Below are 23,312 nucleotides of genomic sequence, written 5' to 3'. Positions count from 1 at the left end.
TCGCGCGCGTTCAGGCCGCCTTCGACGGCTGCTGCGCGTCGTAGCGGCGCTGCGCCGCGGTGACCTCCTTGAGATGGCGCTCGGCCCAGTCGCGCAGCGGATCGACCGCGGCGGCGAGTGTCAGCCCGAGCGGCGTGATCGAATATTCGACCGTCACCGGAACGGTCGGGGTCGCGCGCCGCCGCACCAGGCCATCGCGCTCCAGGCTCTTCAACACCTGGGACAGCATCTTCTGCGAAATGCCTTCGATCGTCCGCCGCAACTGATTGAAGCGCAACGGTTCGTTGCGCAGCAGGATCAGGATCAGCACGGCCCATTTGTCGCCGACGCGATCCAGGATCTGGCGGGTCGGGCAGTCGGCGGCGTAGACGTTCGCGGCTCTCATCGGTTACTCCGGCGTGACCAGGTGATCTTAAAGTGCGCTCTTAACACCAGCATTCGTTCGGCTATCTAGTTACTATCGGATACCGAAGCGGCTGCGTCCAGTCTCGGATCCGACCTCGTGATCTCGAACATAGGAGCTGCCCCCATGAAGATCGCCGTCGCCGGCGCGTCCGGCCGTGCCGGATCCCGCATCACCGCCGAGCTGGCCAGCCGCGGCCACCAGGTCACCGGCATCGCCCGCAACCCGGACAAGATCGAGAGGCGCGCCAACGTCACGGCGGTGCAGGGCGATGCCAACGACCGCGCCGCGCTGGCGAAACTCTGGGCCGGCCATGATGTCGCGATCAGCGCGATCCACTTCCTGGTCAGCGATGTCGAGACCCTGATCGGAGCCGCCAAGGACTCCGGCGTATCGCGTTACCTCGTCGTCGGCGGCGCCGGCTCGCTCGAGGTCGCGCCGGGGGTGCGGCTGGTGACGACGCCCGGCTTTCCGGCCGCCTACAAGGCCGAAGCGGAGAAGGGCGCCGCGTTCCTCGACCGTCTGCGCCAGGAAAAGGAGCTCGACTGGACCTTCCTGTCGCCCTCGGCAATGATCGATTTCGGCGCCCGGACCGGCAAGTTCCGGCTCGGAACGGACCAGCTGCTGGTCGATGCCGACGGCAAGAGTTTCATCACCTTCGAGGACTTCGCGGTCGCGATGGCCGACGAAATCGAGCGTCCGGCGCACCGGCGGGCCCGTTTCACGGTCGGTTACTGAGGCCATCCACGGCGTCCCGCCGGCCGGGGTCGAATTTGCCTGTGCAACGGCCCGAACGGCGGGGCGCCCGTGCCGATGGAAATATTGTCTGTCACATGAGGCCGCTATATAACGCGGCCGCGAACGGGCGTATTCCGTCCGCCGGTGCCGAAACCGGCGCCAGCACGTACAGATGGGCTGACCTTGGAAAAGTTGAAGAACTACAAACCTTCCGAAAAAGAGCCTTTCATGAACGAACGCCAGCGCGACTATTTCCGCGCCAAGCTGCTGGCATGGAAGGAGGAGATCCTGCGCGAATCGAAGCTCACCCTGCAGGCTCTGCAGGAGGAGAACGTGAACCATCCGGACCTCGCCGACCGCGCGTCGTCGGAGACCGACCGGGCGATCGAGCTTCGCGCCCGTGACCGCCAGCGCAAGCTGATCTCCAAGATCGACGCGGCGCTCCAGCGTATCGAGGACAACACCTACGGCTATTGCGAGGAGACCGGCGAGCCGATTTCGCTGAAGCGGCTCGAGGCCCGTCCCATCGCGACGCTGTCGGTGGAGGCGCAGGAACGCCACGAGAAGCGTGAAAAGGTCTATCGCGACGAGTAGATCGCGACGCTGACCTGAACGAGCAGGGATTGCGGCCGCTTGCCGGGTGCGGCCGCAGTGTTGACGGCCGAGACGCGTTCGTGCGGTCCGCACAGGATGTGCGGGAGCGAACGCAAGCGCCTTTGTTCTCCAAACATCCGGAACTTTTCGGCGTCTGCTGAATTATCTGCGGTTCCATCTCGGAACGCCGCGGGGAATCATGGGCGAGCCGAACATAGCCAGAGGCGCGCTGGCAACGATGCAGCGTTCCTACGGCGCCCTGAGCATCAAGGGACGCCTCCTTCTGCTGGCCGGCATTCTGTTCCTGCCCTGCGTCGGGCTGATCGCCTATGTCATCGTGTCGATGGCGCAATCTGCCGACGCCTCGATCCGGCGCGGCCTGTCCTATGCCGCGCAAACGATCTCCGGTGCCGTCGACGCCGAACTGCGGCGCTACATCGCGCTCGCGGAGGTGCTGGCGAAGTCGCCTGATCTCAGCGCTGCCGATCTCAGCAGCTTCGAGGCAGAGGCGCGCCGTGTCGGTGCGGTCAGCGGCGAAGGATGGATCATCGTGTCCGACGCCAGCGGCCGGCTGCTGCTCAACACCATCGCAACGCCGGGCAAGCCGCTCGGCGAGCGCACTCCCGAGGGCCGGCGCTCGCAGGAGCGGGCGTTTCAGTCGGGGCGGCCGTCGATCTCGGACATCTTTACCGGCCCCAACTCCGGCGCGTGGGTGGCGACCGTCGATGTCCCCGTCTTCAAGGACGGCAAGCCGTTCCGCTGCCTTTCGATTGCCATGCCGGCCGCGAGCTACACCCGGCTGCTGGCCCAGCAGCAGCTGCCGGCCGACTGGCTGGTCGGCATCATGGACGGCCAGGGCCGCTACGTTTCGCGCATCCCGAAGAACGCGACCACGACCGGGCAGCCGGCGTCGGCCGGCTGGCGGGCGACGGCCAAGACCGAGGGGATTGCGGAGTTTCCGTCGATCGAGGGCGATCGGGTCATCAACGCCAATGCGCGTCCCCAACTGAGCGACTGGACGGTCGGGGTCGGCATCAAGCAGGCGGCCTTCGCCCAGGCGATCTCCTCGACGGTCCAGACCGCGACCATCGTGGCGACGACGATCTGTGCCTTGGCGCTGCTGCTGGCGGCCGGCATCGGCCGAAGCATCGCCCGGCCGCTCGAAAGCATCGCCGTCAAGAGCGCCATCCCCGGCGAGGCCGCGCCCGCCGATCCCCCGGAGGTCCGGGCGCTCAACGCCCGACTGGCTGCGGCCGAAAGGGCGCAGGCGGAGAGTGCACGCGTCATCCAGGAGAATTTCGGGATGCTCGCGCAGGCCAGGGACGATGCGTCGCGCACGGCCGGGCAGCTCAAGCTCGCCGCGAAATACGGACGGCTCGGCACCTTTACCTGGGACGGCAGATCCGGCGCCAGCCACTGGTCCGATGAGATCGAAGAGCTCTATGGTCTTGCGCCGGGCACGTTCCCCGGGACCTAGACGCCTGGCTGGCGCTGGTGCATCCCGAGGATCAGGCGCGTGCCGACCGGGACAACAAGCAGGCGCTGATCACCGGGGAGCTCGATTCGGAATGGCGGGTGCCGCTGCCCGACGGCTCGATCCGGTGGATCGAGGCGCGCGCCCGCATGCTGGGCGGCGAGGGCGGCGGCGATCCGTACATGATCGGCGTGAACATCGACGTCACGGCCGCGAAGGAAGCCGATCGCAAGCGCGAGCTGCTGGTGCATGAGCTCGCCCATCGCGTCAAGAACAGCCTCGCCGTGGTGCAGTCGCTGGCGCATCAGCTGCTGCCGCGCCACGACGCCAAGGTCCGCGATTTCACCTCGCGCCTGCATGCGCTGGCGACGGTGCACACCAGCCTCGCCGAGAACGACTGGCAGGGCGCCGATCTCGCCGCGCTCATCAGGAGCCAGGTCGCGCCGTTCGCCGGCACACCGGATCAGCTCGCGACCAGCGGCCCCGCCGTCCTGGTCCCGGTCGAGCTGACGACGCAGCTGGCGCTCGTCATCCACGAGATGGCCTGCAACGCCAGCAAATACGGCGCGCTTACCACGCCCAACGGTCACGTCGATGTCAGCTGGTCGCTGGCGCAGGACGCGCTGCATGTCCGTTGGCAGGAGAGCGGCGGCCCGCCGGCAACAGAGCCGCCGGTGGTCGGCTTCGGCAGCCGGCTGCTGACCCGCACCGTCAGGCATCTGCAGCGGACGTTTGCCGAGAGCGGGCTGACCTGCCAGTTCGAGCTGCCCTGGCTCAGGACGCCTGGCGAGAGTTCGGTGGCCGCAACGGAAGCGAGCTGAGCGCCGGCGCGCGAAGCGCAGCGGGTCCCGACATGGCCTTGCCATCGCGCACTGCCATCCTTGCGCCCAGGAGTCCTGCCCGGAGAACGCAATTCTGATGAGCGAGGTTCTGGTTACCGGCGGCTCCGGCTTCATCGGGGCGCATGCGATCCTGCAGCTGCTGGCCGCGGGTCACCGTGTCCGCGCGACCTTGCGCAGTCCCGATCGGCGAAGCGAGGTTTTGACAATGCTCCGGCGCGGCGGTGCGACCGACACCGGGCCGCTGTCGTTTCATGCCGCAGATCTCACCTCGGACGAGGGCTGGGCGGCGGCGGTCGATGGGTGCAACTATGTTCTGCACGTCGCCTCGCCACTGCCGGCCTCCGTGCCCAAGGATGAGGATGAGCTCATCGTGCCGGCCCGCGAGGGCACCTTGCGGGTGCTGCGGGCGGCGCGCGATGCCGGTGTCAGGCGCGCGGTGGTGACCTCTTCCTTCGCCGCGATCGGCTACGGCCACGAGGGGCGGCGCCGGCCGTTCGACGAGACCGACTGGAGCCGGCTCGATGGTCCGGGCATTCAACCCTATCCGAAGTCCAAGACCCTCGCCGAGCGCGCGGCCTGGGAGTTCATCGCCCGCGAGGGCGGCGCGCTGGAGCTTGCAACGATCAATCCGGTCGCCGTGCTCGGCCCTGTCCTGGGCCCGGATTTCTCGACCTCCATCGCGATGGTGCAGGCGCTGCTGGCCGGCCAGGCCCCCGCCGTGCCTCGCATCAGCTTTGGCCTCGTCGACGTGCGCGATGTCGCCGACCTGCATCTGCGGGCGATGACAGACCCGGCCGCCAAGGGCGAGCGCTTCCTGGCGATGGCGGGCCGGAGCGTCTCGCTACTGGAAATCGCGCAAGTCCTGCGCGCGCGGATGGGCGTCGGCGGGCGACGGGTGCCACGGCATGAGCTGCCTGACTGGCTGGCGCGCCTGCTCGGCGTGGTGGTGCCGCAGCTACGCGCCGTGCAGCCGCTGCTTGGGCGTTATTGCGAGGCGAGCGCCGACAAGGCGCGGCGTCTGCTCGGCTGGAGTCCACGCTCCAACGAGGACGCGATCGTCGCCACTGCGGAAAGTCTGCTCGAACTCGGTATCGTGAAACGTGAAATCGGTTGAACGAGCCGCTTGCGCCGCGGCCGCGCCGTCTCAAATTGTTGATGAAGCTGAGATGGGAGTCCAAAACTCGTTTATAAACAATCCATTCACCATAGATCCTGCGATGCCGGTTCGGGCCGCGGGCCAGGGGAGTTGAAGGGCCATGGGAGCAGACGAGATCCTTGCCGCTGCGCGACTGATCGTGGATGCCCGCAAGCAGCGGGCGCCCCTGGGGGCTCTGCCGCCTCAGCTTCAGCCGAAGGATGAAGCGGCCGGCTATGAGATCCAGCGCGAAGTCCATTGGCTGCTCGCCGAGCAGGCCGGTGACTTCGCCGGCTACAAGATCGGCTGCACCAGCAAGGTGATGCAGGACTATCTTGGCATTCCGCATCCCTGTTCCGGCGGAGTGTTCGCGTCCGGTATTCACCAGACAGGTGTCGAACTGCGCACGGCCGACTTCGTCCGCGTGGGCGTCGAATGCGAGATCGCCGTGCGACTCGAGCACGACCTGCCGCCGTTGGACGCGCCGTTCACCATGGATCGGGTCATCGAGGCGATCGGCGACTGTCATGCGGCGATCGAGATCGTCGACGACCGTTATGTGCAATGGCAGACGCTGGGAGCGCCGACGCTGGTCGCCGACGATTTCTTTGCTGCCGGCTGTGTCCTCGGCCCGGCGCTCCCACGCGCTGCCGTGGCGGACCTGGCCGCTGTGCAGGGCCGTGCCATCGTCAACGGCACCCTGGTCGGCGAGGGCACAGGCGCGGATGTGCTGGGACATCCGGTCCATGCGCTGGCCTGGCTTGCTAATCATCTCGCCGCGGGTGGTGACGGGCTCGAGGCCGGGCAGCTCGTCCTGACCGGCAGCCTGGTCAAGACGATCTGGCTGGGCGCGGGCGACCGGGTACGGATGGAGCTGGACGGCCTCGGCGTGGTCGAGGCCGCGTTGGTGTGAGCCGAGGTGGCGCTGGAACGCTTTGAGCTGGCGTCCATCAGCTCGGGTGTGACAACTAAAACGAACACGGCCTCCGGCAGGGGAGCTACCGGAGGCCGCGTATACATCACCCGCCGCGCCTAGGTTCGCATTGGGCAATGTGGGAGCTCGTTTTCAGAGAAGGGCGGCGGCTGCGGGGTCATGCACCATGACCCATATCGCGCTCGGCCAATCCCTTGTCCGACCCTCCCGCCTGGGGAGGGATTTCGGTCGTGTGTCCTGGTCCTCGTTTCGATTTGCGCCTTGCGAGGTCATCGCATGGGCGGCTTCCAGTGCGACCGGGCGGCGCTCCGCCCGGTCATTGATGCTGAGGTTTGCCTCAGAACGGCAGCAGGATGTCCATGACCTGCTGGCCATAGCGCGGCTGCTGGATGTCGGTGATCTGGCCGCGGCCGCCGTAGGAGATGCGGGCCTGGGCGATCTTGGTGGAGTCGATGGTGTTGTCGCTCTGGATGTCCTCGGGGCGGACGATGCCGGCCACGATCAGCTCGCGGATCTCGTAGTTGACCCGGATCTCCTGCTTGCCTTCGACGACGAGGTTGCCGTTCGGCAGCACCTGGGTCACGACCGCGGCGACGCTGGTGGTCAGGGACTCCGACCGCTGGATGGTGCCCTTGCCGTCGGAGGACGAGGTGCCGTCGGCGGTCAGGATGCGGCCGGGCAGCACCTTCTGCGCCTGCACGCCGAGCGTCTTCGCGCCGATGAAGTCGGTGATGCCCGAATCCTCCTTGTTGGTGCGGCTGCGCTGGGTTTCGTTGGCGAAATTGGCCTTGTCGGAGATGCTGACCGTGACGGTCAGGAGGTCGCCGACCTGACGGGCGCGCTGGTCCTTGAAGAAGGCGCGCGAGCCGTTACGCCACAGCGAGTTCGGCGCGTAGGACACGGTCTCGGGCTTCGGCATCGGCATCTGCACCGGCTTGTAGCCCGGCTGCGTGGTCGGATTGTCGATCTCCGTCAGCTTCGGCCGCTCGCCGATCTGGCTGAGACGGTCGATCGAGGAGCATCCGCCGGCGATCGACAGCACCGCGAAGGAGACCGAGATCAGCGCGACCCGGCGCAGGCTCGATGCGCCCCGATCATCAAACTTGAACTTCGACATGAAACTTACTCGGCTTTCGGGGTGGCGGAGGTGGGAAGGCGGCTGGCGACGGCCACGGGCGCGGCGATGTCCGCTTCGGAGGTCTGCGCCGGCTTGGCGACGGCGATGTCGACGGAGACCTGGCCGCGACCCGAGACGCGGCCGGTCACGGTGCGCTTGGACTGCAGATTGAGCACGCTGACGACATCGCCTTCGGTGCCCGACTCCAGCGCCTTGCCGCGCGTGGTGAGATAGATGCCGGCGGTCTGGAAGATCAGCGTGACCGCCTGGTCGCGCTGCACGAGGTCGGGCTTGGCGAGGTCGGTGGTCTTGAGCGCCTGGCCCGCGCGCGCCGGGCGGCGCATCTGCATGCCCACCGCGAGCTCGCGCGAGGCGGGTTCGCCGCCGCCGAGCTCGGCACGCGGCCGTCGCTCGGTCTGCAGGTCGCCGGAGCGGATCATCTCGTTGCGATCGATGTTGCGGGTCAGCACCACGGCCTCGACGGTCTCGATCGCCGTGCCGGTGTAGCGCAGCTTGGTCGTACCAGCGCCATTGGCCTGGCCGAGCTCCAAGGTGACGTCGAAGCGGCCGCTGCGCGGGTCGAACCGGACGCTGCTCGGCGCCAGCGTGCCCGACATCGATGCCTCGAATTTGAGGTCCTGCACCGGCTGGTCGAAGCTGATGCTGAGGTTGGCGGCATCGCCGAGGCCGTTGCGGTGATCGAGCGCCTGGGCCACCGCGGTGCTGATCTCCTTGGCGTCGATGGCGCGCGCCAGCCGCGTGACCGCGACCTCCTTGATGTTGCGGACCTCGACGCCGATCACCTGGTGGGTGCGCAGGGTCGCGATCACCTGCGCGGCCGGCAGCACGCCGGTCGTGCCGAGGTCGGGCGCGCGGTAGACGGCGATGTTGGCCGCGACGCCCGCATTGTCGATCAGGTCGCCGACGCGCACGATGTCGCCGGTGACATTCACTGTGGAGCGAAGCACGGGCGCCTTGATCTGGTCCTCGGCCTCGCCGGCCAGCGCCGAGAGCGCAGTCGAGGCGAGCAGGGCAGCCGCAAGAAGGAAGGGACGGACGGTACGGGTCATGACGGTGATCTCCCTTCGAACCTCAGCGGAACAGCGCCGTGGTCGACTGCAGCATCTGGTCGGCGGCCGAGATGACCTTCGCGTTCATCTCGTAGGCGCGCTGCGCGGCGATCAGCTCGCTCATCTCGCTGACGACGTCGACATTGGCCTGCTCCAGGCTGCCCTGGGTGATGCTGCCGAGACCGTCCTGGTTGGCGACGCCGTCCTGCGGCGGCCCGGAGGAGGGGGTGTCGGTGAACTGGTTGTTGCCGACCGGCTGCAGGCCGGCCTTGTTGATGAAGCGCGTGATCTGGAGCTGGCCGATGATGTTCGAGGTGGTCGAGCCCGGCAGCGTCACCGAGACCTGGCCCTGCGCGTTGACCGTGATGCCCGAGGCGTTCTGCGGGATCGTGATGGTCGGCTGCACCGGGTTGCCCTGGGCGGTGACGATGCGGCCCTGATTGTCCATCTGGAAGGTGCCGTCGCGGGTGTACTGGAAGGTGCCGTCGGGCATCAGCACCTTGAAGAAGCCCTCGCCCGAGATCGCGAGGTCGAGGTCGTTGCCGGTCTGCGACAGCGTGCCCTGGGTCATCGAGCGCGGCGTGCCGACGGTCTTGACGCCGCCGCCGATGTCGATGCCGACGGGCAGGATCGTGCCCTGGTCCGACGACTGCGCGCCGACGCGGCGCATGTGCTCGTAGATCAGGTCCTGGAACGCCACCGTCTGCTTCTTGAAGCCGGTGGTGCGGAGGTTGGCGATGTTGTTGGAGATCACCTGAACGTTGAGTTCCTGTGCCGCCATTCCGGTCGCAGCGGTGTGAAGCGCCTGCATGTCACGTCTCCTTCAAGATCTGTCAGGCCGGAACGTCGGCGAGTTTCTCGATCGCGTTCTTGCGCAGGTCGCTCTGGACCTGCAGCATGTTGGCGACCTGGGTGTAGGCACGCATCACTTCGACCATCTTGCTCATCTCGCCGACCGCGCTGACGTTCGACTTCTCGATGTAGCCCTGCTGCACGGTCGACTTGGTGTCCTGCTGCGCGGTGGCGCCGGCGGCGGCGGCGTAGAGGTTGTTGCCCTGCTTCTGCGCGGCCTGCGGATCGGCGAAGTTGACGATGCGCAGCTTGCCGCGGATCGAGTCGGTGCGGTTGAGGCCCTCGACCACCGTCACGGTGCCGTCGGGCGAGATGTTGATGTCGTGGTCGGTCTGCTGGAACACGATCGGACCGCCGGTGCCGAGCACCAGGTCACCGGCGGCGGTGACGAGCTGGCCGAGGTTGTTCATGTGCAGATTGCCATCGCGGGTGTAGCGCTCGCCGGCCGCGGTCTGCACCGTCAGGAAGCCGTCGCCCGTGACGGCGACGTCGAGCGCGTTGCCGGTGCGCTGCATCGAGCCCTGCGAGAAGTCGCGATAGGTGCCGCGGTCCTGGACATAGGACACCCTGCGGGCGGCGCCCGGAAAATTGTCTTCATGCGCGCCGGAGGAGAGATACTCCTCGAACAGCTGCTGATCGGCCTTGAAGCCGTTGGTGTTGACGTTGGCGACGTTGTTGGCAACGACGTCGAGTTGTCGCTCCAGCACCATCTGCCGCGACAATCCGATGAGAAGCGCATTCTCCACCGGTCGATCTCCCCTCTTAACGAATCCCGTTCGCGGCACCTCTCCCAAGGCGGTCTCGACCGGGTCTTCCAGAACCGTTCAGCTCTCCCAAGCCGGCGGGTTCGCAAGGGGTACAGCGAAAGCCGTGCCAACTCTGAAACTATCGATAAATCAATGGTTTGGATTTCAGTACGGGATCACAACACCCGGCAATAACGTCTCGCTAACCATAATTGCCCGGCAAGTTTTTCCCACCGCCTCGGCAAAAGAAAGCTTCCGTTAACCATTGTTACCGTAGCGTTCCCTCAACAAAGCGCAGATGCGCTGGGAGCGTTGGTTTCGCGTCATTAAGCTTTCTGGCGGCATCGGCTCGATTTTCCGGAAGGATCCGAAAGCTATGGCCGAGAACGAAGCCGGAGCAGGCGAAGGCGAGGAGCAAGCAGGCTCGCCGAAGAGCAAGCTCAAGCTGATCATCATGGTCGTCGGCGCGCTGGCGCTGCTCGGCGTCGGCGGTGCGGGCTATTTCTTCTTCTTCAGCCACAAGAACGACGAGCATCACGCCGAGGCGGCGCCGCCGCCGAAGCCGCCGGCCTTCGTCGAGGTGCCGGACCTTCTCGTCAACCTGGTCGGCAATCCCGGTGACCGCGTCCAATATCTGAAGGTGAAGATCGTGCTCGAGGTGAAGGAGGAGAAGCAGGTCGAGACGATCAAGCCGACGCTTCCGCGCGTCACCGACATCTTCCAGACGTATTTGCGCGAGCTCCGGCCGAGCGACCTCAACGGCTCGGCGGGCCTGTTCCGGCTCAAGGAGGAGCTCACCAAGCGGGTCAACGTCGCGCTGGCGCCCAACCAGGTCAACGCGGTGTTGTTCAAGGAAATCGTGGTCCAGTAAGGCAAAGAAGCGCAACGATCATGGCTGGCAACGATCAAGTCGACCAAGATGCGATAGCCGCGCAATGGGAAGCCTCGCTCGACTCGGAGGATCCCACAGAGGCCGCGGAAGCCGCAGCAGCCAACGAACTCACCGAATCGATGGCCCTGCAATGGGCCGCGATGGTCGAGGACGGCAGCCGCGATTTCGGCGCGACCAAGAATGGCGGCGAGCGGGTGCTGTCGCAGGAGGAGATCGACAACCTCCTCGGCTTCACCGCCGGCGAGGTCAGTCTCGACGACCATTCCGGCATTCGCGCGATCATCGATTCGGCGATGGTCTCCTACGAGCGTCTGCCGATGCTCGAAATCGTCTTCGACCGCCTGGTGCGGCTGATGACGACGTCCTTGCGCAACTTCACCTCCGACAACGTCGAGGTCTCGCTCGACCGCATCACCTCGGTGCGCTTCGGCGACTACATGAACTCGATCCCGCTGCCGGCCGTGCTCAGCGTGTTCAAGGCGGAGGAGTGGGAGAATTTCGGGCTCGCCACCGTCGACTCGACCCTGATCTATTCGATCATCGACGTGCTGCTCGGCGGCCGCCGCGGCAACACCCAGCTCCGCGTCGAGGGCCGCCCCTACACGACGATCGAGACCAACCTGGTCAAGCGCCTGATCGAGGTGGTGCTGAGCGATGCCGAGCAGGCGTTCCGGCCGCTGTCGCCGGTGCGCTTCACCATCGACCGGCTCGAGACCAACCCGCGCTTCGCCGCGATCAGCCGGCCCGCCAACGCCGCGATCCTGGTGAAGCTGCGGATCGACATGGAAGACCGCGGCGGCAACATCGAGCTGCTGCTGCCCTACGCGACCATCGAGCCGATCCGGCCGGTGCTGTTGCAGATGTTCATGGGTGAGAAGTTCGGCCGCGATCCCGTCTGGGAAGGCCACTTCGCCACCGAGATTACCAAGGCCGAGATCGCCGTCGACGCTGTGCTCTACGAGGCCGACGTGCCGCTGAAGCAGCTCATGAAGCTGAAGGTCGGCGACACCCTGCCGCTCGACATCCGTCCCGATGCGCTGGTCGCGGTCCGCTGCGGCAGCACCATGCTGACGGAGGGGCGGATGGGGCGGGTCGGAGACCGCGTCGCGATCCGTGTCACCAAGAATTTGCGCAAGCCGAATACGACGCTTGCGATGTTCGAAGGCGCCGAAGGCCAGAACAAGTTGATGGAGGCCCAATGAACCACTCCCTCGGATTGATCATCGAAAGCCTGGTGGCGGTCCTATTGGTGCTGACCATCGGCTATTGCATGCTGCTGAATTCCAGGCTGAAGCGGCTGAAGGCCGACGAGCATTCGCTCAAGGCCGTGATCGCTGAGCTGATCACCGCGACCGAGATCGCCGAGCGCGCGATCGGCGGCCTCAAGCTCGCGGTGCGTGACGTCAACGACAATCTCGGCAATCAGCTCGCCGCCGCGACGCAGATGTCCGACCAGTTGCGCAAGCAGCTCGCCGAGAGCGACGGCGTGGTGCGCCGCCTGTCGCGCATCGCCAGCGCCGCGCGACCCATCACCTCGCCTGACGCCGCGCCCGAGCCGGCGCCGGCGCCTGTGCCGGCGATCACGACCGAGCCGGTGCGCGTCTCCGGTGCCAAGGCGGTTGCCGCCGCGGCCCAGGCATTCTCCGAACGTCGAAGGACTGGTGGCCTTGCCGCATGAATGCGTTTCGTAACATCCGCGTCATTCCCGTCGTCCTGATCGCGGTGGCCTGCCTCGCGGTCCTGAAGGTGGCCGGCCTGGTGATCGATGGCGGCTACGTTTTCGACTACGACCCTCACCCGACCAAGCGGTCCTGGGCTCAGGAGAACCTCGGCTATCCAGGCCGCGAGGACAATGACATCGTCACCGGCTCCACGCACGGCGCGCCGAAGGAGAAGAAGGAGGAGGCGCCCAAGCCCGCCGCTCCGGACACCAAGCCCGAGGGCGTCGTGATCAAGCCCGAGGAGAACCAGCAGCAGGTGTCGCCGGCGGAGAAGGCGATCCTCGAGCGGCTGCAGTCGCGCCGCCAGGAGCTCGACGCGCGCGCGCGCGAGATCGACATCCGCGAGAGCCTGTTGCGCGCCGCCGAGCAGCGCATCCAGTCCAAGACCGAGGAGATGAAGGCGATCGAGGGCCGCATCTCCGGCGCGCAGGCCGCCAAGACCGAGGCCGACAACGCCCGCTTCAAGAGCATCGTCACGATGTACGAGGGCATGAAGCCGAAGGACGCCGCCAAGGTGTTCGACCGGCTCGAGATGTCGGTGCTGATCGAGATCGCCTCGCAGATCGCGCCACGCAAGATGTCCGACATTCTCGGCCTGATGACGCCGGAGGCGGCCGAACGGCTCACGGTCGAGCTCGCCCGCCGGGCCGGCGCCGAACGGCCCGAGGCGAGCGCCGAGCTGCCGAAGATCGAAGGCAAGATCGTGCCCGTGAAGAGCAATTGAGCCGCATGTTTAATGCGCCCTTAAACGCCGGCACCTAGATTTCCGGCGTGGCGGGGCAGGCGTATCCGTCAAGTCAACGGATGTCGAACCGGAAGCTTGTGACCATGGCGCGCACGACTCCCATTGGATTGCGGTCGAAGGCCCGCGCACGGGCGCGCGCCGGCCTCGCGCTGCTGTCGGCCATCGTCATCGGCCTGGTGCTGTCCACGGTCGCGGCGGGCGCTGCACCGGTGCCGGGCGAGGCGAGCCTGTCGGCTCAGGACGGCTATGCGCGGCTGGTGCTGAAATTCGCCGAGGACGTCAGCGCCGACGTCACCACCGCCGGCTCGATTCTGCTGATCAGGTTCGATCGCCCCGCCACCGTTCCGATCGACCGCTGGGTCGATGCGGCGCCCGACTACATCTCGTCGGCCCGCGGCGACCCCGACGGCTCGGCGCTGCGGCTGTCGCTGTCGCGCAAGGTCCGCGTCAACACCATGACCGCGGGCGAGCGCGTCTTCATCGACCTGTTGCCCGACAGCTGGACCGGCCCGCCGCCGCCGCTGCCGGCCGAGGTCGTGCGCGAACTCGCCGAGCGCGCGCGCGCCGCCGAGAAGGCGCTGCGGCTGCAGCGCGCCGAGGCGGAATCGAAGAAGCGGCCGCCGATCCGGGTGCGCGCGCTGGTGCAGCCGACCTTCGTGCGCTTCGTGTTCGAGATCCCCGACGGCGTCGGCATCTCCTCGGTGCTCAACGACCAGAAGCTGTCGCTGTTCTTCACCGCGCCGCTGTCCTTCGATCTCGCCGACGCCAAGATCGTTTCGCCGCCCAACGTCGCCGCGATCAACCAGCGCATCGACGGCAGCAGGACTGTCGTCGAGATAGGCCTGATCGGCGAGGTGGACGTTCGCGCTTTCCGCGAGGAGAAGAACTACAACATCGACGTCGCCTATCAGCAGCCGGACAAGAAGGTCTCCGCAGTCTCCTCGGACACGCTGCCGGGCGCCAAGGCGGCCGCGGCCGAGAAACCCAACGGCAGCAAGCCCAATGGTGACAAGCCGAAGCAGGCTGCGCAGCCGGAGATCGTGCCGCCGACCTCCGACACCATCGCCAAGGAGATGAAGACGGAGGCCAAGCCGGCGCCTGCGGTCGCGGCGCCAGCCACCGAGCCCGCGGCCGAGCCTGCGCTGTCGGCAGCTGCTGCTGCCGCGCCGGCCGCCGCGAAGGCCGAAGCCGCGCCCGAGCTCCCCAAGCCTGAAGCTGCTGCGCCTGAAGCTGTCAAATCCGAGGCGGCCAAATCCGAACCGGCGAAGCCCGAGGCGATGAAGCCGGAGGCCGGCAAAGCCGAAGCCGCCAAGCCCGTCGAGAGCAAGTCGGCCGAAGCCAGGGCTGTAGAGGCCAAGTCGGCCGAAACCAAGTCGGCCGAAACCAAGCCTGCCGAAACCAAGCCGGCCGAGAAGGCAGCCAATGGAGCCGCCACCCTGGAGGCCTTGCGCGACAGCGAGGGCCTGCGGCTCACCTTCGGCTTCGGCCAGGTCACGCCGGCGGCGCTGTTCCGCCGCGGCGATACGGTATGGATGGTGTTCGATTCGACCAAGCCCGTCGACGTCGAGCCCATCCGCGCCAAGGGCGGCGCCATCATCGGCGAGGTCAACAGGATGCCGCTCGATAACGGGCAGGCGATCCGGATCCGGCTCAACCGCCCGCAGATGCATTCGCTCGGCAGCGATGATGGCGGGCGCAGCTGGACGCTGTCGTTCGCCGACAAGGGCCAAGCCAATCAGCAGCCGCTGATGGTGATGCGCAACGTTACCGATCCCGCGCTTGCCAATGTGATGGTGCCGCTCGCCAATCCCGGAGCCGGCATGCTGCACCGTCTGACCGACCCGGATGCCGGCGACACGCTGCTGGTCGTGACGGCGCCGCCGCCGATCCGCGGCTTCATCAAGCGCCAGGATTTCGTCGATCTGTCGCTGCTCGATTCCATCCACGGCATCGCGGTGCGTCCGAATTCGGATGACCTCGCCGTCGAGATCGCGCCTGACAAGGTGATCCTGGGCCGGCCGGGCGGGCTGACGCTGTCGTCGATCGGCTTTTCGCCGGAACGGGCGCCGACCGCTGTCAGGCCGATGTTCGACATCGACGAATGGCAGCAGAACCAGACCCAGCCGTTCGTGCCGCGCGAGGATCTCCTGATCAAGGCCGCGGCCAACGCCGAGCCGGAGCGGCGGGCGCAGACGCGGCTGGCGCTGGCGCGCTTCTACATGGCGCGAGCGATGTATCCGGAAGCGCGCGGTGTCACCAATCTGATGATCTCCGACGCCGATCCGCGCACCGACGAGACCGCCATGCTGATGATCCACGCGGTGGCAAGCATCCTGATGGGCCGGCCGGACCAGGGCCTCAAGGATCTCGCCACGCCGTCGATCGGCAACAATTTCGACTCCCAGATGTGGAAGGGCCTCGCTTTCGCCCGGCAGGGCAAGTTTGCGGACGCGCGCGAGAAGCTGAAGAACGTCGAGTTCGCCATCGCCTCGCTGCCGCTCGACCTGCAGCGCATCGTGATCGCGGATGCGATGAAGTCGGCGCTCGAGATCAAGGATTTCGCCGGTGCCGCCAAGCGGCGCGCCGAGATCGACGTGATCGGCGTGCCCGCGGACATGAAGCCCGACATCGCCGTGCTGCGCGGCCGGCTCGCCGAGGCGATGGCGCAGGAGAAGGATGCGCTCGACGACTATCGCTTCGCCGTGAACTCCGACGACCGCCCGGCGGCCGCGGAGGCCAAGCTGCTGGAGATCAAGCTCCTGCAGAAGCGCGGCGAGATCAAGCCGTCCGACGCGCTGAAGGAGCTGGAGACCTTGCAGGCGATCTGGCGCGGCGATGCCATCGAGGTGCAGACGTTGCAGATGATGGCGCAGCTCTACGAGGAGGCCGGGCGCTACGCGGACTCGCTCGAGGCCGCGCGCCAGGCCACCCGCCTGATGCCCAACTCCGACTTGGCGCGGCAGGCCCAGGATGCAGCCTCCCGCCTGTTCTCGCAGCTGTTCCTGAGCGGCAAGGCCGACGAGCTTCCGCCGGTCGATGCGCTCAGCATCTTCTACGGGTTTCGCGAGCTGACTCCGATCGGCCGCCGCGGCGACGAGATGATCCGCAAGCTCGCCGACCGCCTGGTCGGCATCGACCTGCTCGACCAGGCCGCCGAGCTTCTGCAATACCAGGTCGACCATCGCCTCGAAGGTGCGGCGCGCGCCCAGGTCGCCGCGCGTCTCGCCATGGTCTACCTCACCAACCGCAAGCCGGACCGTGCCATCGAGGCGCTGCGCACCACCCGCATCGCCGATCTCGCGGGCGAGCTGCGCCAGCAGCGGCTGCTCTTGGAGGCGCGCGCCAACAGCGACATCGGTCGTTACGACCTCGGGCTGGACATCATCAGCAACATCGGCGGCCGCGAGGCGATCCGGCTGCGCTCCGACATCTACTGGGCGTCGCGGCGCTGGCGCGAGGCGTCCGAGCAGATCGAGCTCTACTACGGCGATCGCTGGCGCGATTTCCGTCCGCTCAATCCTGCCGAGCGCGGCGACATCCTGCGCGCCGTGGTCGGCTATGCGCTCGCCGACGACGCCATCGGCCTCGCCCGCTTCCGCGAGAAATATGCGCCGCTGATGACCGGCGAGGCGGACAAGATCGCGTTCGACGTCGCCAGCAAGCCGGCGAGCGGCTCCAGCGCCGAATTCGCCCAGATCGCGAAGATGGCGGCGAGCGTCGATACGCTGGACGGCTTCCTTCGCGACATGCGGGCGCGCTTCCCGGATGCCACCGGCAAAGGACCGGACGGCGGCAAGGATGCTGCGAAGGCCCCGTCGGAGGCGACCGGCGCCCTGCCGCGCATCCAGGGTGTCAAGCAGGCGATCGCCGGCCGTTGATCTCAGCGCAGAGCGGGAGATCCAATCAGATGACCAAGCCGGCCAGGGAAAGCTACTTCCCCTCACCCTGAGGGCCCGCCATAGGCGGGCGTCTCGAAGGGCGAGGCCCGGATCGGGCGCCATGGTTCTTCTTACCCGCCATAGCTCTGCACCAGGCTGCCTGCCACCAGCGACCAGCCGTCGACCAGCACGAAGAAGATCAGCTTGAACGGCAGCGACACCACGACCGGCGGCAGCATCATCATGCCCATCGACATCAAGACCGAGGCGACCACGAGGTCGATGATCAGGAACGGCAGGAACAGCAGGAAGCCGATCTCGAAGGCGCGCTTCAGCTCGGAGATCATGAAGGCCGGCACCAGGATGCGCAGCGACAGCTCGTCGGGCGTCGCCGGCGGCGGCTCGCCGGAGAGGTCCATGAACAGCTTCAGGTCCTTCTCTCGCACGTTCTTCTGCATGAAGCCGCGCAGCGGCACCGAGGCGCGCTGCAGCGCGTCCTCGACGCCGATCTGGTTCTCGACCAGCGGCCGGATGCCGTCATCATAGGATTTTTGCAGCACCGGGCCCATCACGAACGCCGTGAGGAACATCGCGAGCGCGATGATGACCGAGTTGGGCGGCGCGGTCGCTGTGCCCATCGCCGTGCGCAGCAGCGACAGCACGACCACGATGCGCGTGAACGACGTCATCATGATCAGGATCGACGGCGCGATCGACAGCACCGTGAGCAGCGCGATCAGTTGGACCGCGCGTTCAGTGACGCCGCCGCCGCCACCGCCGCCGAGATTGATGCTGATGTCCTGCGCAGCAGCAGGTCCCGCCAGTAAACCGGCGGCAGTCAGGACAGCGATGAAGACAACTCTACGCGGGGGAAGCAGCGATCTCACTGCGACGACTTCGGACGTCCGAGCAGCGAGGCCATCTCGTCCTCCAGGTTCTCGAAGCTGGTCTTGACCGGCGCGGCTTGCGCCGGAGCCGGCTCGTTGCGCGCGGCCGCCCGGAGCGCCGGGGGACCCGAGGCCGGAGCAGCCGACGGATCGGCTGACGGACGCCGCAGCGCGGCCTCGAGCCGTTGCGCCATCTCGGCCAGATTGGCTTCGGCGCTCGAATCGGCCGCTGCGGGCGGCGGGGCAGCCGGGGGCGGTGGCGGCGGCATCTGGGCCACCGGCGGCAGCGGCGGCGCCGCCACGCGTTCGACGCGCTCGGCTGCGCGCTCAGCATTCCGCACCGGCGGCAGCCGGGGCCCCTCGGAAGCGCGCGGCGCCTCGGCCTGGCGTTGCGGCTCGGCGGGGCGCAGCGGGCGTGGCATTCCCGGCTCGCCGCGGATCACCCGCTCAGGGCGGGGCTCCAGGCGGGCTTCGTCTCCGCCGCGCGGTTCTCCACGGACGTCCGCCCGGAGGTCCTGGCGGGGATCGGGACGGCGCGGAGGGAGCGGTGGTTCCGGCGGGAATGCCGGTGCCGGCTCACGCCGCTCTGCGGCAGCCGGCGCCGTGCGGCGAACCTCATCGATGAACGACGGCCGCATCGGGCGCTGCGGCGGCTCCGGCATCTGCAGCTCGGCAGGCTCGGCGGCCTCGGTCTTCGGCTCGTTGTCGGCCCAGGACGGCGCATCCGGCAGTGGCGCGATGCGCGCCGCCGGCGGCTCGGCATTGATGCCCGGCCGCTGCGGCAATTGCTCGCGCGCCGGCATGGCGCGCACGATGTTGGACTCAACCACGATGTCGGTGGGCCCGCCGATCATCAGAAGATGCTCTATGTTGTCACGGCGCACGAGCACGAGACGGCGGCGGCCATCGACGGCGGCGGCATCGATCACGGCGAGCCGGGGCATGCGGCCGCGATTCGGGTTGGTGCCGAGACGATTCCCCGCGAATCGACGGACCAGCCACGCGGCGAGGCCGATCAGCGCCAGCACCGCTACGAATGCAAAAAAGAACGTCAGTGCCTGCATCTCTGTCCCCGGCAAATACCGCGTCCTTTCGAAGTCTCTCGTCTGTCCAACGCATCGCCGGCAACGAACGGAGCTTCAGAACCGGAACCAACCTGTTAACGCATGACGGCAGGAACTGCCGCTCGGCCTCTTAATAACCCATGAATCGGCCGGGCCAAAACGACTTCTTGGCGAGCCGTGCCGTCCCGGAATGATGCATCGGTCGGCCGGGAGCCCGGCACTTTCCTAAGAAATCGTCAAAACACCGGGATAGTCCCGGTGGGCATCGCACCCTTTCTTAACTCCCTGTTAACCATATGCACGGCAATTTCTACCTACCCAGACCGTCCGGTAGTCGGACACAACCGAGCAGCGCCATGTCCATCAACGATATCCCCGTGTTGTCGGCGTTGCGGACCAAGATGCAATGGCATCAGGAGCGCCAGCGCGTGCTGTCCGAGAACGTGTCCAATTCGGATACGCCAAATTTCAAGCCGAGGGATCTGGTTGAGCCGAAGTTCGATTCGACCGGCCAGGCGGTCGGCGGCTTTGCGCCGCTGTCGCTGACCCGGACCAGCACCGCGCACATCGCACCGTCGTCGGGCGAGAGCGCGAGCTTCGACCAGAACCGCAAGGTCGGATTTCAGACGAGGCCCGCCGGCAACGCGGTGAGCCTCGAAGAGGAGATGCTGAAGGTCTCCGCCAACCAGATGGACTACGCGGCGGCGACCTCGCTGTACGGCAAGAGCCTGCATCTGTTGAAGACGGCGATCGGCAAGGGCTGAGCTCGGGTTTAAGGACGGAGACCGACAAGCATGGCAAACGACTCCAGCGATTTCCTGCGCTCGATGAGCATCGCGACCTCCGGCCTGCGTGCGCAGGCGGGACGTATGCGCGTCATTTCCGAGAACATCGCCAATGCCGATTCGACCGCCGCCAAGGCGGGTGGCGATCCGTATCGCCGCAAGGTCCCGACATTCACCTCGGCGCTCGACCGTGCTCTCGACGCCAAGGTGGTGGCACTCGGCAAGGTGGTGCCCGATCAGTCGTCGTTCCGCGTCAAATACGACCCCAGTAACCCGGCCGCGGACGCGTCCGGCAATGTCAAGTACCCCAACGTCAATCCGCTCATCGAGATGACCGACATGCGTGATGCACAGCGGTCCTACGAGGCGAATTTGAACATCATCGGCGCCACGCGCCGCATGATCCAGCGCACACTCGACATTCTGAAGACCTAGGACAGGAACGAAAGTCATGGCCTCCCCAATCTCCGCAGCGAATGCCTATGCGAATTCCGCCCGCGTGCTCGACACCGGCGGCTCAAGCGGTGCCTTCGGCAGCCTTGGGCGCGTGCGCGACGTGCTCGGTAGCGGCAACGGCGCCGACAAGGGTGGTCCGTCATTCAGCGCGGTGCTGAAGGACGCGATCGGCAGCGTGATGGAGGCCGGACGCAAGTCCGACAGTCAGGCGGTCGCGATGGCCGCGGGCAAGGCAAACGTCATGGATGTCGTCACGGCGGTCGCCGAGACCGACGTCGCGGTGTCGACGCTGGTGTCGGTGCGCGACCGCGTGATCCAGGCCTATGAAGACGTGATGAAGATGACGATCTAGGCGCTGCTCGCAACGCTTCAGGCCGCCACGTGCCTGATGCGCCCAGGGGATTTGCGGTCTGCCGCGACTGCGCGCGATGCGCGCTGACGCGGGGCCGGACCGGAGCCGATCGACAGTGAGGAACGACAGGACATGACGGGAGCTGAAACGCTCGATGTGGCGCGCGATGCGATCTGGACCATCGTGCTGGTGTCGTCGCCGCTGATGGTGGTCGGCCTCGTGGTCGGCGTGGTCGTCTCGCTGTTCCAGGCGCTCACGCAGATCCAGGAGCAGACGCTGGTGTTCGTGCCGAAGATCATCGCGATCTTCGTGACGCTGCTGCTGGCGCTGCCGTTCATGGCCGATGCGCTGCATTCGCACATGATGCGGATCTCGTCGCGAATCATCGGCGGATGAGGCAATGTCCGGGGCGGCAGGGCAGGCCTGCGTGAGGGCGCTGCGAGCGGTCGTAAGGAGCAGTGCGGGGGGCGCTGCTGCTTTCGGCCGTGCGCGGGCAGCCTTTCGGGCGAGCTCTTCGCAGGCTGACTCGTCTGAGGCTGTCTATTCGCAGGTTGTCTCTTCAAAGACCGCCGTGCCGCACCAGCATGCGGTCGAAAGGGCCGTGACGGCGGACGATGCGCATCGATATTTCCTTCCTTCCGGCGCTGGCCGCCGTGTTCATGCTGGCCTTCGCGCGCGTGGGCGCGATGGTGATGCTGTTGCCGGGCCTCGGCGAGGTCAACATCCCCGTCCGCATCAAGCTCGCGACCGCGCTGCTGCTCACGATGATCGTGCTGCCGCTGCACCGTCAGGCCTATCAGGTCGATTTGCAGGCGTTGTCGCCGCTGCTGGTGATGATGGTGCACGAGATCGTGATCGGCATCGTGCTCGGCGCGACGGCGCGGGTGACGCTGTCGGCGCTGCAGGTCGCGGGCTCCGTGATCGCGCAGCAGATGGGGCTCGGCTTCGTCACCGCGGTGGATCCGACGCAGGGACAGCAGGGCGTCCTGATCGGCAACTTCCTCACAATGCTCGGCGTGACCCTGTTGTTCTCGACCGACAGCCATCACCTGGTGATCGCCGCGCTCAGCGACAGCTACAAGATCTTCGCGCCGGGCGAATTGATCCCGAGCGGCGACGTCGCCTCGCTGGCGACCAAGGCGTTTGCTGCGGCCTTCAAGATCGGCCTGCAATTGTCGGCGCCGTTCCTGGTGTTCGGTCTGGTCTTCAACATCGGGCTCGGCGTCTTGGCGCGGCTGATGCCGCAGATGCAGGTCTATTTCGTCGGCGCGCCGCTCTCGATCCTGATCGGCTTCCTGATCTTCGCGCTGGTCCTGACCGCGATGATGGGAACGTTTCTCGGCTATTTCGAAGGCGTCATGCACGAGATGATGCCGCGGTGAGGGGCCTGACCGATGGCCGATGAAGCCGATTCCGAAGACAAAACAGAAGACCCGACGCAAAAACGGCTCGATCAGGCGCTCGAACGCGGCGACGTCGTCAAGAGCCAGGAGCTCAACACCTGGTTCGTGATCGCCTCCGCGACCCTGGTGATGTCGACCTTCTCGGGCTCGATCGGCACCGCGGTGCTGGTGCCGATGCGCAACCTGATCGCCAATTCCTGGATGATCCAGACCGACGGTGCCGGCCTGCTGTCGCTGGCGCGCAGCCTGTCGTTCGCCGTGATCGCGGCAATCGGCGTACCGATCCTGATGGTGATGCTGGCGGCGATCGCCGGCAACATGATGCAGCATCGCCTGGTCTGGTCCGGCGAGCCGATGAAGCCGAGCCTGAGCAAGATCTCGCCGCTGGCCGGCGCCAAGCGCCTGTTCGGCAAGCAGGCCGCGGCCAATTTCGCCAAGGGTCTCTTCAAGCTCGTGCTGCTCGGCACGGTCATGGTCATGATCCTGTGGCCGGAGCGGCTGCGCCTGGAATCGCTGCTGCATATGGACGTCAGCGAGCTGCTCGGCGTCACGATCTCGCTGACGACGCATCTGATGGGCTCGGTGGTCGCGCTGCTCGCCCTGGTCGCGATCGGCGACTACCTGTTCCAGTACCGGCAATGGTACGAGCGCCAGAAGATGTCGGTGCAGGAGATGAAGGAGGAGTTCAAGCAGTCGGAAGGCGACCCGCACGTCAAGGGACGCATCCGGCAGATCCGCCAGCAGCGCATGAAGAAGCGCATGATGGCCGCGGTTCCCAAGGCGTCCGTGATCATCACCAACCCGACGCACTACTCGGTCGCGCTGTCCTACGAGCGCGGCATGTCGGCACCGGTCTGCGTCGCCAAGGGCGTCGACAACATCGCCTTCAAGATCCGGGAGGTCGCCAAGGCGCACGACATCCCGATCGTCGAGAACGTGCCGCTGGCGCGCGCGCTCTATGCCACGGTCGAGATCGACGAGGAGATCCCGGTGGAACATTATCACGCGGTCGCTGAGATCATCGGCTACGTGATGGGGCTGCGGCGCAACCTCTCGGGGCGCCCGCAATGACAACCGAGCAGGTCCCCGGACGGACCGCAAAATACGGATAAATCATGGAATATCGGCTTGACGGGCTTGCGCTTGACCCGTCGATTCAGGCAGGTGGAAGGGGGAGCCGCGCGAACGGGCTGGGGCTCCCAGCCGACAGGTCGCGTCCCCGAG

24 protein-coding genes are annotated in these 23,312 nt (G+C 66.7%); 17 read left to right on the top strand and 7 right to left on the bottom strand.

The genetic code is table 11. From position 1 onward, the window contains the following. Positions 1–10: 10 nt before the first annotated feature. Entirely contained in the window at positions 11–385 is a 375-nt protein-coding gene (locus tag QX128_RS24440) for a helix-turn-helix domain-containing protein (protein WP_316238741.1), read from the bottom strand. A 144-nt stretch (positions 386–529) separates the two neighbouring features. Here QX128_RS24440 and QX128_RS24435 point away from each other — a divergent pair, with 144 nt between their 5' ends. The 6 genes from QX128_RS24435 to QX128_RS24410 all read left to right on the top strand — a co-directional run bounded on the left by QX128_RS24435 (position 530) and on the right by QX128_RS24410 (position 6,099). Beyond that, positions 530–1,141 (top strand): NAD(P)-dependent oxidoreductase, encoded by a 612-nt coding sequence (locus tag QX128_RS24435; RefSeq protein WP_316238740.1) that lies wholly within the window; start codon positions 530–532, stop codon positions 1,139–1,141. Between the two features lie 228 nt (positions 1,142–1,369). Next, a complete protein-coding gene (gene dksA, locus QX128_RS24430) occupies positions 1,370–1,735 on the top strand; it encodes an RNA polymerase-binding protein DksA (protein ID WP_170323279.1) in 366 nt (121 codons plus the stop codon). A gap of 238 nt (positions 1,736–1,973) precedes the next feature. Further along, complete coding sequence (locus tag QX128_RS24425; RefSeq protein ID WP_316238739.1) at positions 1,974–3,212, top strand: cache domain-containing protein; 1,239 nt, start codon at positions 1,974–1,976, stop codon at positions 3,210–3,212. Between the two features lie 17 nt (positions 3,213–3,229). Then, on the top strand, positions 3,230–4,030 hold the full coding sequence (locus QX128_RS24420) for a sensor histidine kinase (RefSeq protein WP_316238738.1): 801 nt from the start codon (positions 3,230–3,232) through the stop codon (positions 4,028–4,030). A gap of 97 nt (positions 4,031–4,127) precedes the next feature. Continuing rightward, a complete protein-coding gene (locus tag QX128_RS24415) occupies positions 4,128–5,165 on the top strand; it encodes an aldehyde reductase (RefSeq protein WP_316238737.1) in 1,038 nt (345 codons plus the stop codon). A gap of 142 nt (positions 5,166–5,307) precedes the next feature. After that, positions 5,308–6,099 carry a 2-keto-4-pentenoate hydratase gene (locus QX128_RS24410; RefSeq protein ID WP_316238736.1) on the top strand — a complete coding sequence of 264 codons (792 nt, stop codon included), beginning with the start codon at positions 5,308–5,310 and terminating at the stop codon, positions 6,097–6,099. A gap of 358 nt (positions 6,100–6,457) precedes the next feature. Here the strand turns inward: QX128_RS24410 and flgH are convergent, their stop codons facing one another. From flgH to flgF, 4 genes are read right to left on the bottom strand one after another with little or no spacing between them, the layout of a single operon-like run. Next, positions 6,458–7,237 carry a flagellar basal body L-ring protein FlgH gene (flgH, locus tag QX128_RS24405; protein ID WP_315804298.1) on the bottom strand — a complete coding sequence of 260 codons (780 nt, stop codon included), beginning with the start codon at positions 7,235–7,237 and terminating at the stop codon, positions 6,458–6,460. Positions 7,238–7,242: 5 nt separating this feature from the next. Continuing rightward, complete coding sequence (flgA, locus tag QX128_RS24400) at positions 7,243–8,307, bottom strand: flagellar basal body P-ring formation chaperone FlgA (protein ID WP_316238735.1); 1,065 nt, start codon at positions 8,305–8,307, stop codon at positions 7,243–7,245. A 22-nt stretch (positions 8,308–8,329) separates the two neighbouring features. Beyond that, positions 8,330–9,118, bottom strand: a complete 789-nt coding sequence (flgG, locus tag QX128_RS24395; protein ID WP_315804296.1) for a flagellar basal-body rod protein FlgG — start codon at positions 9,116–9,118, stop codon at positions 8,330–8,332. Between the two features lie 22 nt (positions 9,119–9,140). Continuing rightward, complete coding sequence (gene flgF, locus QX128_RS24390; RefSeq protein WP_316238734.1) at positions 9,141–9,905, bottom strand: flagellar basal-body rod protein FlgF; 765 nt, start codon at positions 9,903–9,905, stop codon at positions 9,141–9,143. Positions 9,906–10,281: 376 nt separating this feature from the next. On the opposite strand from flgF, the gene fliL reads away from it, so the two are divergent. The 5 genes from fliL (at position 10,282) to QX128_RS24365 (ending at position 17,141) form a co-directional block, all read left to right on the top strand. Beyond that, positions 10,282–10,776 carry a flagellar basal body-associated protein FliL gene (fliL, locus tag QX128_RS24385; RefSeq protein WP_316238733.1) on the top strand — a complete coding sequence of 165 codons (495 nt, stop codon included), beginning with the start codon at positions 10,282–10,284 and terminating at the stop codon, positions 10,774–10,776. A gap of 20 nt (positions 10,777–10,796) precedes the next feature. Continuing rightward, complete coding sequence (fliM, locus tag QX128_RS24380) at positions 10,797–11,999, top strand: flagellar motor switch protein FliM (protein ID WP_315804293.1); 1,203 nt, start codon at positions 10,797–10,799, stop codon at positions 11,997–11,999. Next, entirely contained in the window at positions 11,996–12,475 is a 480-nt protein-coding gene (locus QX128_RS24375; RefSeq protein WP_315804292.1) for a DUF6468 domain-containing protein, read from the top strand. The genes fliM and QX128_RS24375 overlap by 4 nt, the downstream gene beginning before the upstream one ends. Beyond that, positions 12,472–13,242: a flagellar protein FlbB gene (locus QX128_RS24370; protein ID WP_315804291.1), complete on the top strand. Its 771-nt coding sequence runs from the start codon at positions 12,472–12,474 to the stop codon at positions 13,240–13,242. The genes QX128_RS24375 and QX128_RS24370 overlap by 4 nt, the downstream gene beginning before the upstream one ends. Positions 13,243–13,346: 104 nt before the next feature. Continuing rightward, positions 13,347–17,141: a tetratricopeptide repeat protein gene (locus QX128_RS24365; protein WP_316238732.1), complete on the top strand. Its 3,795-nt coding sequence runs from the start codon at positions 13,347–13,349 to the stop codon at positions 17,139–17,141. A gap of 131 nt (positions 17,142–17,272) precedes the next feature. Here QX128_RS24365 and fliP read toward each other — a convergent pair whose 3' ends face one another. Next, positions 17,273–18,028 carry a flagellar type III secretion system pore protein FliP gene (gene fliP, locus QX128_RS24360; protein WP_316238731.1) on the bottom strand — a complete coding sequence of 252 codons (756 nt, stop codon included), beginning with the start codon at positions 18,026–18,028 and terminating at the stop codon, positions 17,273–17,275. After that, on the bottom strand, positions 18,025–19,092 hold the full coding sequence (locus QX128_RS24355) for a flagellar biosynthetic protein FliO (RefSeq protein ID WP_315804288.1): 1,068 nt from the start codon (positions 19,090–19,092) through the stop codon (positions 18,025–18,027). Before QX128_RS24355 ends, fliP begins: the two co-directional genes overlap by 4 nt. A gap of 356 nt (positions 19,093–19,448) precedes the next feature. Here QX128_RS24355 and flgB point away from each other — a divergent pair, with 356 nt between their 5' ends. The 6 genes from flgB to flhB all read left to right on the top strand — a co-directional run bounded on the left by flgB (position 19,449) and on the right by flhB (position 23,159). Beyond that, positions 19,449–19,856, top strand: a complete 408-nt coding sequence (gene flgB, locus QX128_RS24350) for a flagellar basal body rod protein FlgB (protein ID WP_316238730.1) — start codon at positions 19,449–19,451, stop codon at positions 19,854–19,856. Between the two features lie 30 nt (positions 19,857–19,886). Then, on the top strand, positions 19,887–20,312 hold the full coding sequence (gene flgC / locus QX128_RS24345) for a flagellar basal body rod protein FlgC (protein WP_315716023.1): 426 nt from the start codon (positions 19,887–19,889) through the stop codon (positions 20,310–20,312). Between the two features lie 16 nt (positions 20,313–20,328). Further along, on the top strand, positions 20,329–20,685 hold the full coding sequence (gene fliE, locus QX128_RS24340) for a flagellar hook-basal body complex protein FliE (RefSeq protein ID WP_315716024.1): 357 nt from the start codon (positions 20,329–20,331) through the stop codon (positions 20,683–20,685). A 132-nt stretch (positions 20,686–20,817) separates the two neighbouring features. After that, positions 20,818–21,081: a flagellar biosynthesis protein FliQ gene (gene fliQ, locus QX128_RS24335; RefSeq protein ID WP_008965881.1), complete on the top strand. Its 264-nt coding sequence runs from the start codon at positions 20,818–20,820 to the stop codon at positions 21,079–21,081. Between the two features lie 218 nt (positions 21,082–21,299). Further along, positions 21,300–22,067 (top strand): flagellar biosynthetic protein FliR, encoded by a 768-nt coding sequence (gene fliR / locus QX128_RS24330; protein WP_315716025.1) that lies wholly within the window; start codon positions 21,300–21,302, stop codon positions 22,065–22,067. A 12-nt stretch (positions 22,068–22,079) separates the two neighbouring features. Next, positions 22,080–23,159 carry a flagellar biosynthesis protein FlhB gene (gene flhB, locus QX128_RS24325; protein ID WP_316238729.1) on the top strand — a complete coding sequence of 360 codons (1,080 nt, stop codon included), beginning with the start codon at positions 22,080–22,082 and terminating at the stop codon, positions 23,157–23,159. Positions 23,160–23,312: the final 153 nt, after the last annotated feature.

This window comes from Bradyrhizobium sp. SZCCHNR1015 (genome assembly GCF_032489875.1).
GTDB lineage: Bacteria > Pseudomonadota > Alphaproteobacteria > Rhizobiales > Xanthobacteraceae > Bradyrhizobium.
Note: the sequence above shows the minus strand (reverse complement) of the source record. Positions and strands in the feature narration are given on the sequence as shown.

Bases quoted from the DNA above. Each gene is read 5' to 3' on its own strand.
- flgH (WP_315804298.1), bottom strand. From the start codon at position 7,237: ATGTCGAAGTTCAAGTTTGATGATCGGGGCGCATCGAGCCTGCGCCGG.
- flgC (WP_315716023.1), top strand. From the start codon at position 19,887: ATGGCAAACGACTCCAGCGATTTCCTGCGCTCGATGAGCATCGCGACC.
- QX128_RS24410 (WP_316238736.1), top strand. From the start codon at position 5,308: ATGGGAGCAGACGAGATCCTTGCCGCTGCGCGACTGATCGTGGATGCC.
- QX128_RS24375 (WP_315804292.1), top strand. From the start codon at position 11,996: ATGAACCACTCCCTCGGATTGATCATCGAAAGCCTGGTGGCGGTCCTA.
- fliQ (WP_008965881.1), top strand. From the start codon at position 20,818: ATGACGGGAGCTGAAACGCTCGATGTGGCGCGCGATGCGATCTGGACC.
- QX128_RS24365 (WP_316238732.1), top strand. From the start codon at position 13,347: ATGGCGCGCACGACTCCCATTGGATTGCGGTCGAAGGCCCGCGCACGG.
- QX128_RS24415 (WP_316238737.1), top strand. From the start codon at position 4,128: ATGAGCGAGGTTCTGGTTACCGGCGGCTCCGGCTTCATCGGGGCGCAT.
- dksA (WP_170323279.1), top strand. From the start codon at position 1,370: ATGAACGAACGCCAGCGCGACTATTTCCGCGCCAAGCTGCTGGCATGG.
- fliL (WP_316238733.1), top strand. From the start codon at position 10,282: ATGGCCGAGAACGAAGCCGGAGCAGGCGAAGGCGAGGAGCAAGCAGGC.
- QX128_RS24440 (WP_316238741.1), bottom strand. From the start codon at position 385: ATGAGAGCCGCGAACGTCTACGCCGCCGACTGCCCGACCCGCCAGATC.
- flgG (WP_315804296.1), bottom strand. From the start codon at position 9,118: ATGCAGGCGCTTCACACCGCTGCGACCGGAATGGCGGCACAGGAACTC.
- QX128_RS24355 (WP_315804288.1), bottom strand. From the start codon at position 19,092: ATGCAGGCACTGACGTTCTTTTTTGCATTCGTAGCGGTGCTGGCGCTG.
- QX128_RS24370 (WP_315804291.1), top strand. From the start codon at position 12,472: ATGAATGCGTTTCGTAACATCCGCGTCATTCCCGTCGTCCTGATCGCG.
- QX128_RS24435 (WP_316238740.1), top strand. From the start codon at position 530: ATGAAGATCGCCGTCGCCGGCGCGTCCGGCCGTGCCGGATCCCGCATC.
- fliE (WP_315716024.1), top strand. From the start codon at position 20,329: ATGGCCTCCCCAATCTCCGCAGCGAATGCCTATGCGAATTCCGCCCGC.
- flhB (WP_316238729.1), top strand. From the start codon at position 22,080: ATGGCCGATGAAGCCGATTCCGAAGACAAAACAGAAGACCCGACGCAA.
- flgA (WP_316238735.1), bottom strand. From the start codon at position 8,307: ATGACCCGTACCGTCCGTCCCTTCCTTCTTGCGGCTGCCCTGCTCGCC.
- fliR (WP_315716025.1), top strand. From the start codon at position 21,300: ATGCGCATCGATATTTCCTTCCTTCCGGCGCTGGCCGCCGTGTTCATG.
- QX128_RS24425 (WP_316238739.1), top strand. From the start codon at position 1,974: ATGCAGCGTTCCTACGGCGCCCTGAGCATCAAGGGACGCCTCCTTCTG.
- flgB (WP_316238730.1), top strand. From the start codon at position 19,449: ATGTCCATCAACGATATCCCCGTGTTGTCGGCGTTGCGGACCAAGATG.
- fliM (WP_315804293.1), top strand. From the start codon at position 10,797: ATGGCTGGCAACGATCAAGTCGACCAAGATGCGATAGCCGCGCAATGG.